Annotated in this window: 12 protein-coding genes and 2 tRNA genes; 13 read left to right on the forward strand and 1 reads right to left on the reverse strand. The window is 60.0% G+C overall.

What is annotated here, in order from left to right; all coding sequences use genetic code 11:
• Positions 1 to 328 precede the first annotated feature (328 nt).
• The 4 genes from carA to JV241A_RS03090 all read left to right on the forward strand — a co-directional run bounded on the left by carA (position 329) and on the right by JV241A_RS03090 (position 5,690).
• Positions 329 to 1,465 carry a glutamine-hydrolyzing carbamoyl-phosphate synthase small subunit gene (gene carA, locus JV241A_RS03075; protein ID WP_115085227.1) on the forward strand — a complete coding sequence of 379 codons (1,137 nt, stop codon included), beginning with the start codon at positions 329 to 331 and terminating at the stop codon, positions 1,463 to 1,465.
• A gap of 106 nt (positions 1,466 to 1,571) precedes the next feature.
• Complete coding sequence (carB, locus tag JV241A_RS03080; RefSeq protein ID WP_115085228.1) at positions 1,572 to 4,793, forward strand: carbamoyl-phosphate synthase large subunit; 3,222 nt, start codon at positions 1,572 to 1,574, stop codon at positions 4,791 to 4,793.
• Positions 4,790 to 5,266: a transcription elongation factor GreA gene (gene greA, locus JV241A_RS03085; protein WP_115085229.1), complete on the forward strand. Its 477-nt coding sequence runs from the start codon at positions 4,790 to 4,792 to the stop codon at positions 5,264 to 5,266. The genes carB and greA overlap by 4 nt, the downstream gene beginning before the upstream one ends.
• Positions 5,267 to 5,294: 28 nt before the next feature.
• Positions 5,295 to 5,690 carry an MFS transporter gene (locus tag JV241A_RS03090; protein ID WP_115085271.1) on the forward strand — a complete coding sequence of 132 codons (396 nt, stop codon included), beginning with the start codon at positions 5,295 to 5,297 and terminating at the stop codon, positions 5,688 to 5,690.
• A 12-nt stretch (positions 5,691 to 5,702) separates the two neighbouring features.
• Here JV241A_RS03090 and yhbY read toward each other — a convergent pair whose 3' ends face one another.
• Positions 5,703 to 6,011, reverse strand: a complete 309-nt coding sequence (gene yhbY, locus JV241A_RS03095; protein WP_038606752.1) for a ribosome assembly RNA-binding protein YhbY — start codon at positions 6,009 to 6,011, stop codon at positions 5,703 to 5,705.
• A gap of 100 nt (positions 6,012 to 6,111) precedes the next feature.
• Between yhbY and rlmE the strand changes: the two genes are divergently transcribed.
• The 9 genes from rlmE (at position 6,112) to rimP (ending at position 13,152) form a co-directional block, all read left to right on the forward strand.
• Complete coding sequence (gene rlmE / locus JV241A_RS03100) at positions 6,112 to 6,735, forward strand: 23S rRNA (uridine(2552)-2'-O)-methyltransferase RlmE (RefSeq protein ID WP_010222974.1); 624 nt, start codon at positions 6,112 to 6,114, stop codon at positions 6,733 to 6,735.
• A gap of 213 nt (positions 6,736 to 6,948) precedes the next feature.
• On the forward strand, positions 6,949 to 8,856 hold the full coding sequence (gene ftsH / locus JV241A_RS03105; RefSeq protein WP_115085231.1) for an ATP-dependent zinc metalloprotease FtsH: 1,908 nt from the start codon (positions 6,949 to 6,951) through the stop codon (positions 8,854 to 8,856).
• A gap of 8 nt (positions 8,857 to 8,864) precedes the next feature.
• Positions 8,865 to 9,716: a dihydropteroate synthase gene (folP, locus tag JV241A_RS03110; RefSeq protein WP_134061341.1), complete on the forward strand. Its 852-nt coding sequence runs from the start codon at positions 8,865 to 8,867 to the stop codon at positions 9,714 to 9,716.
• 16 nt (positions 9,717 to 9,732) lie between these two features.
• Positions 9,733 to 11,073: a phosphoglucosamine mutase gene (gene glmM, locus JV241A_RS03115; RefSeq protein ID WP_115085233.1), complete on the forward strand. Its 1,341-nt coding sequence runs from the start codon at positions 9,733 to 9,735 to the stop codon at positions 11,071 to 11,073.
• A gap of 66 nt (positions 11,074 to 11,139) precedes the next feature.
• Complete coding sequence (gene tpiA / locus JV241A_RS03120) at positions 11,140 to 11,895, forward strand: triose-phosphate isomerase (RefSeq protein ID WP_010222978.1); 756 nt, start codon at positions 11,140 to 11,142, stop codon at positions 11,893 to 11,895.
• Between the two features lie 3 nt (positions 11,896 to 11,898).
• The gene (secG, locus tag JV241A_RS03125) at positions 11,899 to 12,285 is read left to right on the forward strand and encodes a preprotein translocase subunit SecG (protein ID WP_115085234.1); all 387 of its coding nucleotides are present in this window, start codon (positions 11,899 to 11,901) and stop codon (positions 12,283 to 12,285) included.
• Positions 12,286 to 12,304: 19 nt separating this feature from the next.
• Positions 12,305 to 12,390 (forward strand) — tRNA-Leu (locus JV241A_RS03130).
• Between the two features lie 97 nt (positions 12,391 to 12,487).
• Positions 12,488 to 12,564: transfer RNA gene (locus tag JV241A_RS03135), tRNA-Met, on the forward strand.
• A gap of 129 nt (positions 12,565 to 12,693) precedes the next feature.
• Positions 12,694 to 13,152, forward strand: a complete 459-nt coding sequence (gene rimP, locus JV241A_RS03140) for a ribosome maturation factor RimP (protein ID WP_038999709.1) — start codon at positions 12,694 to 12,696, stop codon at positions 13,150 to 13,152.
• Positions 13,153 to 13,177 lie beyond the last annotated feature (25 nt).

The following is a 13,177-nucleotide window of genomic DNA, read 5'->3' on the forward strand; positions in this document are numbered from 1 at the left end:
CAGGGGCCGCTGCGCGGCCCATCGCTGGCAAGGCCAGCTCCCACAGGAATTGCGCCATGGCTGCAATTCCTGAGTCTCAGTATCTCCTGTGGGAGCTGGCTTGCCAGCGATGCTTTTCCATTCCCGCGACGCCCTGTCGCATTCCTGCGCCTTTCAGGCACTTCAGTGGTAGACCAAAAAAGCGTTTTTCTGTAAGCTACAGCTTTAGTGTGTCCACTAAAAGCGCGCAGATAATTCGACGAAGAAAGCGGGGTGACGTGTCTATACGTCATTCCGCTTTTTTGCAACCTGCGATCGCCCCTTCAGGCTAGATTTACGGGAGGTCTTCTTGACTAAGCCAGCCATACTCGCCCTTGCTGATGGCAGCATTTTTCGCGGTGAAGCCATTGGAGCCGACGGTCAGACCGTTGGTGAGGTGGTGTTTAACACCGCAATGACCGGCTATCAGGAAATCCTGACTGACCCTTCCTATGCGCAGCAAATCGTTACCCTGACTTACCCGCACATCGGCAACACCGGCACCACGCCGGAAGACGCCGAATCCGACCGCGTCTGGTCGGCCGGTCTGGTGATTCGCGACCTGCCTCTGATCGCGAGCAACTGGCGCAACAAGCAATCCCTGCCTGATTACCTCAAGGCCCACAACGTGGTGGCGATCGCTGGTATCGACACCCGTCGCCTGACCCGCATCCTGCGTGAGAAGGGCGCGCAGAACGGCTGCATCCTCGCCGGCGACAACATCAGCGAAGAGGCCGCAATCGCCGCCGCTCGCGGCTTCCCGGGCCTGAAGGGCATGGACCTGGCGAAAGTCGTCAGCACCAAGAACAGCTACGAATGGCGCTCCAGCGTCTGGGAGCTGAAGACCGACAGCCACGCCACCATTGAAGCGTCCGAGCTGCCGTACCACGTGGTTGCCTACGATTTTGGCGTCAAGCTGAACATCCTGCGCATGCTGGTCGCCCGCGGCTGCCGTCTGACTGTAGTGCCGGCGCAAACCCCGGCCAGCGAAGTCCTCGCGCTCAACCCCGATGGCGTGTTCCTGTCCAACGGCCCTGGCGATCCGGAGCCTTGCGACTACGCGATCCAGGCGATCAAGGACATCCTCGAAACCGAGATCCCGGTGTTCGGCATTTGCCTGGGTCACCAGCTGCTGGCCCTGGCCTCCGGTGCCAAGACCGTGAAAATGGGTCATGGTCACCACGGTGCCAACCACCCGGTCCAGGACCTGGACACCGGTGTGGTGATGATCACCAGCCAGAACCACGGCTTTGCGGTTGACGAAGCAACCCTACCGGGCAACGTGCGCGCCATCCACAAGTCGCTGTTCGACGGCACCCTGCAAGGCATCGAGCGCACCGACAAGAGCGCGTTCAGCTTCCAGGGCCACCCTGAAGCCAGCCCGGGCCCGACCGACGTCGCGCCACTGTTCGACCGTTTCATCGATGCCATGGCCAAGCGCCGCTGAGCATCTGGCGAGAAGGCCCTGGACCGGTGCAAGCCGCGTTCAGGTGCCGCCCCCAAGATTGTTCAATGCGGCTTGCCGACTGACCTGCGGAATTGAGTGACAACCCATGCCAAAACGTACAGACATTAAAAGCATCCTGATTCTCGGCGCTGGCCCGATCGTGATCGGCCAGGCCTGCGAATTCGACTACTCCGGCGCCCAGGCGTGCAAAGCCCTGCGCGAAGAGGGCTACCGCGTCATCCTGGTGAACTCCAACCCGGCCACTATCATGACCGACCCGGCCATGGCTGATGCGACCTACATCGAGCCGATCAAGTGGCAGACCGTTGCCAAGATCATCGAAAAAGAGCGCCCCGACGCACTGCTGCCGACCATGGGTGGCCAGACTGCCCTGAACTGCGCCCTGGACCTGGAGCGCGAAGGCGTCCTGGAAAAGTTCGGCGTGGAAATGATCGGCGCCAACGCCGACACCATCGACAAGGCTGAAGACCGTTCGCGCTTCGACACCGCCATGAAGGCCATTGGCCTTGAGTGCCCGCGCTCCGGTATCGCCCACAGCATGGAAGAGGCCAATGCGGTCCTCGAGAAGCTCGGCTTCCCGTGCATCATCCGTCCGTCCTTCACCATGGGCGGCACCGGTGGTGGCATTGCCTACAACCGTGAAGAATTCGAAGAGATCTGTGCCCGTGGTCTGGACCTGTCGCCGACCAAGGAACTGCTGATCGACGAATCGCTGATCGGCTGGAAAGAGTACGAGATGGAAGTGGTCCGCGACAAAAAGGACAACTGCATCATTGTCTGCTCGATCGAAAACTTCGACCCGATGGGCGTGCACACCGGCGACTCGATCACCGTGGCGCCGGCACAGACCCTGACCGACAAGGAATACCAGATCATGCGCAACGCCTCGCTGGCGGTGCTGCGTGAAATCGGTGTCGAGACCGGCGGTTCCAACGTGCAGTTCGGTATCTGCCCGGACACCGGCCGCATGGTCGTGATCGAAATGAACCCACGGGTTTCGCGTTCCTCGGCCCTGGCGTCGAAAGCCACCGGCTTCCCGATCGCCAAGATCGCCGCCAAGCTGGCGGTCGGTTACACCCTCGACGAACTGCAGAACGACATCACTGGCGGCCGTACCCCGGCGTCCTTCGAACCGTCGATCGACTACGTCGTCACCAAGCTGCCGCGTTTCGCCTTCGAGAAATTCCCGAAAGCCGACGCCCGCCTGACCACCCAGATGAAATCCGTGGGTGAAGTCATGGCCATCGGCCGGACCTTCCAGGAGTCGCTGCAGAAAGCCCTGCGCGGTCTGGAAGTTGGCGTGTGCGGCCTGGACCCGAAAGTCGACCTGGCCAGCCCGGACGCTGCCAGCATCCTCAAGCGCGAGCTGACCGTGCCGGGCGCCGAGCGCATCTGGTACGTCGCCGACGCCATGCGTTCGGGCATGACCTGCGATGAAATCTTCGCCCTGACCGGTATCGACCACTGGTTCCTGGTGCAGATGGAAGACCTGATCAAGGAAGAAGAGAAGGTCAAGACCCTGGCCCTGTCGGCGATCGACAAGGACCTGATGCTGCGCCTCAAGCGCAAGGGCTTCTCCGATCAGCGTCTGGCCAAGCTGCTGGGTATCACCGACAAGAACCTGCGTCGTCACCGTCACAAGCTCGAAGTGTTCCCGGTCTACAAGCGCGTCGACACCTGCGCCGCCGAGTTCGCCACCGATACCGCCTACCTGTACTCGACCTACGAGGAAGAGTGCGAGGCCAATCCGTCGACCCGCGACAAGATCATGATCCTGGGTGGCGGTCCTAACCGTATCGGCCAGGGCATCGAGTTCGACTACTGCTGCGTACACGCGGCACTGGCCCTGCGTGAAGACGGTTACGAGACCATCATGGTCAACTGCAACCCGGAAACCGTCTCCACCGACTACGACACCTCCGACCGCCTGTACTTCGAGCCGCTGACTCTGGAAGACGTACTGGAAGTGGTTCGCGTCGAGAAGCCGAAGGGCGTGATCGTCCATTATGGCGGCCAGACCCCGCTGAAACTCGCGCGAGCCCTGGAAGAAGCCGGCGTACCGATCATCGGTACCAGCCCGGACTCCATCGACCGCGCCGAAGACCGCGAGCGTTTCCAGCAGATGGTTCAGCGCCTGAATCTGCTGCAGCCGCCAAACGCCACCGTGCGCAGCGAAGACGAAGCGATTCGTGCTGCCGGCGTGATCGGTTACCCGCTGGTGGTTCGCCCGTCCTACGTACTGGGCGGCCGCGCGATGGAAATCGTCTACGAACTGGACGAGCTCAAGCGCTACCTGCGTGAAGCGGTACAAGTGTCCAACGACAGCCCGGTGCTGCTCGATCACTTCCTCAACTGCGCCATCGAGATGGACGTGGATGCGGTCTGCGACGGCACCGACGTGGTGATCGGCGCGATCATGCAGCACATCGAGCAGGCCGGTGTTCACTCCGGAGACTCGGCGTGCTCGCTGCCTCCGTACTCGCTGCCCGCCCATGTGCAGGACGAAGTCCGTGAACAGGTCAAGAAAATGGCCCTGGAACTGGGCGTTGTCGGCCTGATGAACGTGCAGCTGGCCCTGCAGGGCGACAAGATCTACGTGATCGAAGTCAACCCGCGCGCCTCGCGTACCGTGCCGTTCGTCTCCAAGTGCATCGGCACTTCGCTGGCGATGATTGCCGCGCGGGTCATGGCCGGCAAGACCCTCAAGGAAATCGGTTTCACCAAGGAAATCATTCCTAACTTCTACAGCGTCAAGGAGGCGGTGTTCCCATTCGCCAAGTTCCCGGGTGTTGACCCGATCCTCGGCCCAGAGATGAAATCCACCGGTGAAGTCATGGGTGTCGGCGACAGCTTCGGTGAAGCCTTCGCCAAGGCCCAGATGGGCGCCAGCGAAGTATTGCCGACCGGCGGTACTGCGTTCATCAGCGTGCGTGACGACGACAAGCCACAAGTGGCTGGCGTTGCTCGCGACCTGATTGCCCTGGGCTTCGAAGTGGTTGCCACCGTCGGTACCGCCAAGGTCATCGAAGCGGCTGGCCTGAAAGTGCGTCGCGTGAACAAGGTGACCGAAGGTCGTCCGCACGTGGTCGACATGATCAAGAACGACGAAGTGTCGCTGATCATCAACACCACCGAAGGCCGTCAGTCGATCGCCGACTCCTACTCGATTCGCCGCAATGCGTTGCAGCACAAGATCTACTGCACCACCACCATTGCGGCCGGTGAAGCTATCTGTGAAGCGCTGAAGTTCGGTCCGGAAAAGACCGTGCGCCGCTTGCAGGATCTCCATGCAGGACTCAAGGCATGATCAAATACCCGATGACTGTCCAGGGCCATCGCGCCCTGGAAGATGAGCACGAATTCCTCAGCAAGACCGAGCGTCCGCGCCTGAGCCAGGCCATTGGCGAGGCCCGCGAACTCGGTGACCTCAAGGAAAACGCCGAATACCACGCTGCCCGTGAAGAGCAGGGTATGGTCGAAGCGCGAATCCGTGATATCGAAGGGCGTCTGCAGAACGCGGTGGTCATTGATGTCACCACTATTGCGCACACCGGCAAGGTGATCTTCGGCACTACCGTCGAAATCGCCAACGTCGAGACGGACGAAAGCTTGAAGTACAAGATCGTCGGTGAGGATGAAGCCGACATCAAATCCGGCAAACTGTCGGTGGGTTCGCCCATCGCCCGTGCTCTGATCGGCAAGGAGGAAGGCGACGTTGTGGCGGTGAAAACCCCGAGCGGCCTGGTCGAGTACGAGATTGTCGAAGTCGCCCACATTTGACCGTCGCCGCGGCTTTGCCGCGGCGACGGTGATCTGGCAACTGACCCAGGTGTTCTGGGTTGGTGGCCTGTGGATGCTGCATTTCGGTCTGTTGCCGGCGTTGGGCCAGATTGGCCTGGCGCCGCTGCTGATCGAGGATATTGGCAGCCTGATGGCATCGTTGCTGGTGGCGTTTGCGGCGTTTTGCGCAGGCGTGCAGGCACTGGTGCTGATTCAGGCTCAGGGCCTGGCCAGTCTGTGGCGGGACATGCGGGGGCAGTTGCTGTCGATGGCGATGCTGGCGTGCGTGGTGTATTTCGCCTTGCGCATGGGCATGCCGGAGGAGTTGCGCTGGCAGCTGTTCTGCTACCTGGTGCTGGGCCTGACCGGCTTGCTGCTGGTCATGCAACCCGTGCCGGGCAGGGCGCGCAAGGCGCGCCACTGACCGGGGCGAACATCACTTGTAACGGTGGATGTTCGACAGCTGTTTGTTCGGCTGCGGATTGCGGCGATAGATCAGCGCTTTCTTGCCGATGGTCTGTACCAGTTCGGCGCGGCCGGCCTTGCACAGCGCGGCAATTGCGGCAGCACGCTCTTCGCGGTCTTCGGAGCGAATCTCGACTTTGATCAGTTCGTGATCGGCCAGAGCGCGTTCGAGTTCGGCGATAACCCCTTCAGTCAGCCCGTTGCCTGCCACAATCAGAACTGGTTTCAGGTCGTGGCCAATGGATTTGTACTGTTTCTTCTGCTCGTTATTGAGCGGCATAATCTGACCCTTTGTCTGATTCTGTAAAAATGGCGGCCATTTTACCCGAGGGCCCGTGGATCCGCCCAGTTAATCACGACCCTTATCATCGAGGTGCCCAATGGCGCGTTCCAAGACAAGCCTTGGCTGGCTGAAAGAACACTTCAACGATCCTTACGTTAAAAAAGCGCAAAAGGATGGTTATCGCTCGCGTGCGAGCTATAAATTGCTGGAAATTCAAGAAAAGTACCGGATTATCCGCCCGGGTATGAGTGTCGTCGATCTCGGCGCGGCGCCGGGTGGCTGGTCGCAGGTGACCAGTCGTCTGATCGGCGGTCAGGGCCGCTTGATCGCTTCCGATATCCTGGAAATGGACAGTATTCCCGACGTTACCTTCATCCAGGGCGACTTTACCCAGGACGAAGTGCTGGCACAGATCCTTGAGGCGGTGGGTAATTCGCATGTAGACCTTGTGATTTCCGATATGGCCCCCAATATGAGTGGTACGCCTGCCGTGGATATTCCCAAGGCCATGTTTCTCTGTGAGCTGGCCCTTGATCTGGCGACCCGGGTACTCAAGCCGGGTGGTGATTTCCTGATCAAGATTTTCCAGGGCGAAGGGTTTGACGTATACCTCAAGGACGCTCGTCAGAAATTCGACAAGGTCCAGATGCTCAAACCTGATTCTTCGCGGGACCGCTCCCGTGAACAGTACTTGCTGGCGAGGGGTTACCGCGGCGAGTAGGGGCGTCAGGCCGGCGGCTTCCAGGGTGTCCGATAGTTTTTTCCAATCGGCTCTCCTGCCTGACCTGGATGTACTTCGTGTAGTCTAGGTTTCACAAAGGGTTACAGACGGCGCCTGCAGATGTGTAGGTTATGTAGTAAGTTAAGCCGGTGAATATCATGCGAGGCACGGCTGCGCCGTCAGCCGGCTTCAGAGGGTAGCTAATTGAACGATATGGCAAAGAACTTGATCCTGTGGTTGATCATCGCGGCTGTCCTGGTGACGGTGATGAACAACTTCTCCAGCCCGAATGAGCCGCAGACCCTCAACTATTCCGACTTCATTCAGCAGGTCAAGGATGGCAAGGTCGAGCGCGTTGCGGTCGACGGCTACGTCATTACCGGTAAACGTACCGATGGCGACAGCTTCAAGACCATCCGTCCGGCGATTCAGGACAACGGCCTGATCGGCGACCTGGTCGACAACCACGTCGTGGTCGAAGGCAAGCAGCCAGAGCAGCAGAGCATCTGGACCCAGCTGCTGGTCGCCAGCTTCCCGATCCTGGTCATTATTGCCGTATTCATGTTCTTCATGCGTCAGATGCAGGGCGGCGCCGGTGGCAAGGGCGGGCCGATGAGCTTCGGCAAGAGCAAGGCGCGCCTGCTTTCCGAAGACCAGGTGAAAACCACCCTGGCCGACGTCGCTGGTTGCGACGAAGCCAAGGAAGAAGTCGGCGAGCTGGTCGAATTTCTGCGCGACCCGGGCAAGTTCCAGCGCCTGGGCGGTCGTATTCCTCGCGGCGTGCTCATGGTTGGCCCGCCAGGTACTGGTAAGACCCTGATAGCCAAGGCTATTGCCGGCGAAGCCAAGGTGCCGTTCTTCACCATCTCCGGCTCCGACTTTGTCGAGATGTTCGTGGGTGTTGGTGCCAGCCGTGTGCGCGACATGTTCGAGCAGGCCAAGAAGCATGCTCCGTGCATCATCTTCATCGACGAAATCGACGCCGTCGGCCGCCATCGTGGTGCCGGCATGGGCGGCGGTCACGACGAACGCGAGCAGACCCTCAACCAGTTGCTGGTGGAGATGGACGGCTTCGAAATGAACGACGGCATCATCGTCATCGCCGCGACCAACCGTCCGGACGTACTCGACCCGGCGCTGCTGCGTCCGGGCCGTTTCGACCGCCAGGTGGTGGTTGGCCTGCCGGATATCCGTGGCCGTGAGCAGATCCTCAAAGTGCATATGCGCAAGGTGCCGATTGGCGAGAACGTCAATCCAGCGGTCATTGCCCGTGGTACTCCAGGCTTCTCCGGTGCGGACCTGGCCAACCTGGTCAACGAGGCGTCGTTGTTCGCTGCCCGTGGTGGCAAGCGCGTCGTCGAGATGAAAGAGTTCGAGCTGGCCAAAGACAAGATCATGATGGGCGCCGAGCGCAAGAGCATGGTCATGTCCGAGAAAGAGAAGCAGAACACCGCTTATCACGAGGCTGGTCACGCCATTGTCGGTCGCGTCGTGCCCGAGCATGACCCGGTCTACAAGGTATCGATCATTCCGCGGGGCCGGGCACTGGGTGTCACCATGTTCCTGCCTGAGGAAGACCGCTACAGCCTGTCCAAGCGCGCGCTGATCAGCCAGATCTGCTCGCTGTACGGTGGCCGTATCGCCGAAGAGATGACCCTGGGCTTCGATGGCGTCACCACCGGTGCTTCCAACGACATCATGCGTGCCAGCCAGATTGCCCGTAACATGGTCACTAAATGGGGCCTGTCGGAAAAACTCGGTCCGCTGATGTATGCCGAAGAAGAAGGCGAAGTGTTTCTGGGCCGCAGTGCCGGTTCCCAGCACGCCAGCGTCTCCGGTGAAACCGCCAAGCTGATCGACTCCGAAGTGCGCAGCATCATTGACCAGTGCTATGCCACGGCCAAGCAGATCCTCACTGAGAACCGCGACAAGCTCGACGCCATGGCCGATGCGCTGATGAAGTACGAGACCATCGATGCCGATCAGATCGACGACATCATGGCTGGTCGCGAGCCACGCGAGCCGCGTGATTGGGAAGGTGGGTCAGGCACTCCAGGCACCTCTGCTCCGCAGAGCGATCGCCCAGAGTCGCCGATCGGCGGTCCAGCGGCGCAAGTCTAAGGGCACATATGACCTCACAGCAGTACCCGACCCGGTTGCCTTGCGGCAACCGGGTTCTTGATTTGTCCCGTACCCATGTCATGGGTATCCTCAATATCACCCCCGATTCCTTCTCCGATGGCGGCCGCTTCACCCAGCGTGACGCAGCCTTGCGTCACGCCGAGGCGATGGTGGCTGCCGGTGCGACCCTGGTCGATGTCGGTGGCGAGTCCACCCGCCCTGGCGCTCGCGCGGTGTCGGCGCTTGAAGAGCTGGAGCGCGTTGCGCCGATCGTCGAGGCGATCAATCGCGAGCTCGATGTGATCATCTCGGTCGATACTTCGACGCCAGCGGTGATCCGTGAGTCGGCCAGGCTCGGTGCCGGGCTGATCAACGATGTGCGCTCGCTCAGTCGTAATGGCGCCCTGGATGCCGCAGCAGCCACCGGTTTGCCGGTGTGCCTGATGCATATGCGTGGCGAGCCGGGCGATATGCAGGATAATCCTCATTACGAGGATGTCACCGCCGAGGTGGCGAGCTATCTTGAAGAGCGAATGGCTGCCTGCGCGGCCGTGGGCATCGAGGCCGGGCGGATCATCCTCGATCCGGGTTTCGGCTTCGCCAAGACCCTGGAACACAACCTCAGCCTGTTCAAGCACATGGAGGCGCTCTATCGGTTGGGGCGTCCTTTGCTGGTGGGTGTTTCTCGCAAGAGCATGATCGGTCTGGCCCTGGGCCGCCCGGTCGGAGAACGGCTCTATGGCGGCCTGGCCCTGGCTGCGCTGGCGATGACCAAGGGAGCGAGCATATTGCGCGTTCACGATGTCGCCGAAACCGCCGATGTAGTGCGGATGATTGCTGCGGTGCAAGCCGCCGAATAAGAGTGATGGAGCATCTATGAGCAGAAAATATTTTGGCACCGATGGCATTCGTGGCCGTGTCGGCGAGTTTCCGATTACCCCTGATTTCATGCTCAAGCTCGGTTGGGCTGCGGGTATGGCCTTTCGCAAGCAAGGCGCTTGCCGGGTGCTGGTCGGTAAGGACACGCGAATTTCGGGCTACATGTTCGAGTCGGCGCTGGAAGCCGGATTGTCGGCGGCTGGCGCTGATGTGATGCTGCTCGGGCCGATGCCGACCCCGGCCATCGCCTACCTGACCCGTACCTTCCACGCCGAAGCGGGCATTGTCATCAGTGCGTCGCACAACCCGCATGACGACAACGGCATCAAGTTCTTCTCCGGCCAGGGCACCAAGCTGCCGGACGAAGTCGAACTGATGATCGAGGAACTGCTCGACCAGCCGATGACCGTGGTCGAATCGAGCAAGCTGGGCAAGGTGTCGCGTATCAACGACGCGGCTGGCCGTTACATCGAGTTCTGCAAGAGCAGCGTGCCGAGCAGCACCGATTTTGCCGGTCTCAAGCTGGTGGTCGACTGCGCTCACGGTGCTACCTACAAGGTCGCGCCAAGCGTGTTCCGCGAGCTGGGTGCCGATGTCACCGTGCTGTCTGCACAGCCCGATGGTCTGAACATCAACGAAAACTGTGGTTCGACCCACATCGAGTCGCTGCAGGCGGCGGTCCTGGTTGGTCATGCCGACCTGGGTATCGCCTTCGATGGCGACGGCGACCGTGTACTGATGGTCGATCACACCGGTGCCATCGTCGATGGCGACGAACTGCTGTTCATCATCGCCCGTGACCTGCACGAGCGTGGCAAGCTGCAGGGTGGGGTGGTGGGTACCCTGATGAGCAACCTGGGGCTGGAACTGGCCCTGAAGGACCTCGACATCCCGTTCGTGCGCGCCAAGGTCGGTGACCGCTACGTGATGGCCGAGCTGCTGGGGCGCGACTGGGTGATCGGTGGCGAGAACTCCGGGCACGTGGTGTGCTGCAACCACACCACCACTGGTGATGCGATCATCGCCGCGCTGCAGGTGCTGATGGCCCTCAAGCGCCGCGAAGAGACCCTGGCCCAGGCCCGTCAGGCCCTGCGCAAATGCCCGCAGGTGCTGATCAATGTGCGCTTCGGTGCGAGCAAGGTCGACCCCCTGGAGCATCCGGCTGTCCAGGAGGCCAGTGCCAAGGTTACCGAGGCACTGGCCGGTCGTGGCCGTGTGCTGCTGCGCAAGTCCGGGACAGAGCCTCTGGTGCGGGTAATGGTCGAAGGCGAGGATGAAAATCAGGTCCGCGGCCACGCCGAAGCCCTGGCAAAACTGGTAAGTGAAGTTTGCGTTTGAAATACGCTTGCCAGAGGTGATTGGGTTGGGTAACATCTGCGCCCTCTTTGACCGACGAGGTACAGCATGCGTCGCCCTATGGTAGCTGGTAACTGGAAGATGCACGGTACCCGCGCCAGCGTCGCTGAGCTGATCAAGGGCTTGAGTAATCTCGCCCTGCCGAGCGGTGTCGAGGTCGCGGTGTTTCCCCCCGCCCTGTACATCAATCAGGTAATTGATGGCGTACAAGGCAAGGCGATCGCCGTCGGCGCTCAGAATTCTGCGGTACAGCCTGAGCAAGGCGCACTGACCGGTGAAATTGCACCGAGTCAACTGGCCGAGGCAGGTTGCGAGCTGGTACTGATTGGGCACTCCGAGCGCCGCCAGATCATTGGCGAGAACGACGAAGTTCTCAATCGCAAGTTCGCTGCGGCACAGGCTTGTGGTTTGAAGCCGGTGCTCTGTGTAGGGGAAACCCTCGAAGAGCGCGAAGCGGGTAAAACGCTTGAGATTGTCGGGCGTCAGCTGGACAGCGTCATCGAAGCGTTCGGTGTCGAAGTCTTCGCCAGTGCGGTGATTGCCTATGAGCCTGTATGGGCCATCGGTACAGGGCTGACAGCCTCGCCACAGCAGGCTCAGGATGTGCATAAGGCCATTCGCGAGCAGCTGGCGGCAAAGAACCCGGAAGTCGCAGCGAGTGTGCGGCTTCTATACGGCGGCAGCGTGAAGGCGGCCAATGCGGCTGAACTGTTCGGCATGCCGGATATCGATGGGGGCCTGATTGGTGGGGCTTCCCTGAACGCAGACGAATTCGGTGCAATTTGTCGCGCCGCAGGAAACTGAAAAATGCTGGAAACAGTGATCGTTGTTTTGCATCTGTTGGGCGCGCTGGGTTTGGTAGTGCTGGTGTTGCTGCAACAGGGTAAAGGTGCGGAAGCGGGTGCATCTTTCGGCGCAGGTGCTTCAAATACTGTGTTCGGAAGCCAAGGTTCTGCTACCTTTCTGAGTAAGTTTACTGCTATACTAGCTGCCTCTTTCTTCTTAACTGCTCTTGGGTTAGGATACTTTGCTAAGGAGAAAGCTCAAGAGCTGACTCAAGTAGGGTTGCCAGATCCAGCGGTCTTGGAAGTGAAGCAGCAAAAGCCGGCAACAGATGATGTACCGGTGCTCCAGGAGCAGAAGAGCGAAGCCACTAACACTGGTGATGTTCCTCCCGCTCAAGAGCAGAAGTAACGGGTTTCAAAGTAGTATTGCCGAGGTGGTGGAATTGGTAGACACGCAACCTTGAGGTGGTTGTGCCCATAGGGTGTAGGGGTTCGAGTCCCCTTCTCGGTACCAATTGAAACAAGACAGCCCGCTACAGCGGGCTTTCTTGTAGGTGGAGGTTAGATTGACCCTGTCGGGGTTCGGTCGTATACTTTCGCCCCAGCTTTGTCGCGGGGTGGAGCAGTCTGGTAGCTCGTCGGGCTCATAACCCGAAGGTCGTTGGTTCAAATCCAGCCCCCGCAACCAGTTTCAGCGGAGCCCCTTTTGCAGGGGCTTTTTCTTGGCTGAACAGTCATAACGCCGGTATTCAACGGCGTATCAGGGATGGGCGCTTTGCCCATTTTTTATTTGCATAGCATGCACGAGGGGGTTCAGGTGTCGAGCAAGCTAGAACAGTTGCAGGCCTTGTTGGCCCCGGTGGTCGAGGCTCTTGGCTATCAATGCTGGGGGATCGAATTCATCTCTCAAGGCAAACATTCGGTCCTGCGGATTTATATCGATAAAGAAGATGGCGTGCTTGTTGATGACTGCGCAAAAGTCAGTCACCAGGCCAGCGCGATCCTCGATGTCGAAGACCCGATCACTTCCGAATATACCCTTGAAGTGTCCTCTCCTGGCATGGATCGCCCGCTGTTCACCTTGGAACAGTTTGCTTCGCATGCCGGCGAACAAGTGAAGATCAAGCTGCGTACGCCCTTTGAAGGTCGTCGTAACTTTCAGGGCCTTCTCCGTGGCGTGGAGGAGCAGGATGTTGTGGTCCAGGTAGACAACAACGAATTCCTGTTGCCGATCGATTCGATCGACAAGGCCAACATTATTCCCAGTTTTGACTGAGACGTGCCGGATCCCGCGGACCGCG

The sequence above is a fragment of the Pseudomonas sp. JV241A genome (assembly GCF_900275665.1).
Lineage (GTDB): Bacteria > Pseudomonadota > Gammaproteobacteria > Pseudomonadales > Pseudomonadaceae > Aquipseudomonas > Aquipseudomonas wadenswilerensis.

Bases quoted from the DNA above. Each gene is read 5' to 3' on its own strand.
- secG (WP_115085234.1), top strand. From the start codon at position 11,899: ATGCTGGAAACAGTGATCGTTGTTTTGCATCTGTTGGGCGCGCTGGGT.
- glmM (WP_115085233.1), top strand. From the start codon at position 9,733: ATGAGCAGAAAATATTTTGGCACCGATGGCATTCGTGGCCGTGTCGGC.
- yhbY (WP_038606752.1), bottom strand. From the start codon at position 6,011: ATGCCGCTCAATAACGAGCAGAAGAAACAGTACAAATCCATTGGCCAC.
- tpiA (WP_010222978.1), top strand. From the start codon at position 11,140: ATGCGTCGCCCTATGGTAGCTGGTAACTGGAAGATGCACGGTACCCGC.
- greA (WP_115085229.1), top strand. From the start codon at position 4,790: ATGATCAAATACCCGATGACTGTCCAGGGCCATCGCGCCCTGGAAGAT.
- ftsH (WP_115085231.1), top strand. From the start codon at position 6,949: ATGGCAAAGAACTTGATCCTGTGGTTGATCATCGCGGCTGTCCTGGTG.
- rlmE (WP_010222974.1), top strand. From the start codon at position 6,112: ATGGCGCGTTCCAAGACAAGCCTTGGCTGGCTGAAAGAACACTTCAAC.
- folP (WP_134061341.1), top strand. From the start codon at position 8,865: ATGACCTCACAGCAGTACCCGACCCGGTTGCCTTGCGGCAACCGGGTT.
- carB (WP_115085228.1), top strand. From the start codon at position 1,572: ATGCCAAAACGTACAGACATTAAAAGCATCCTGATTCTCGGCGCTGGC.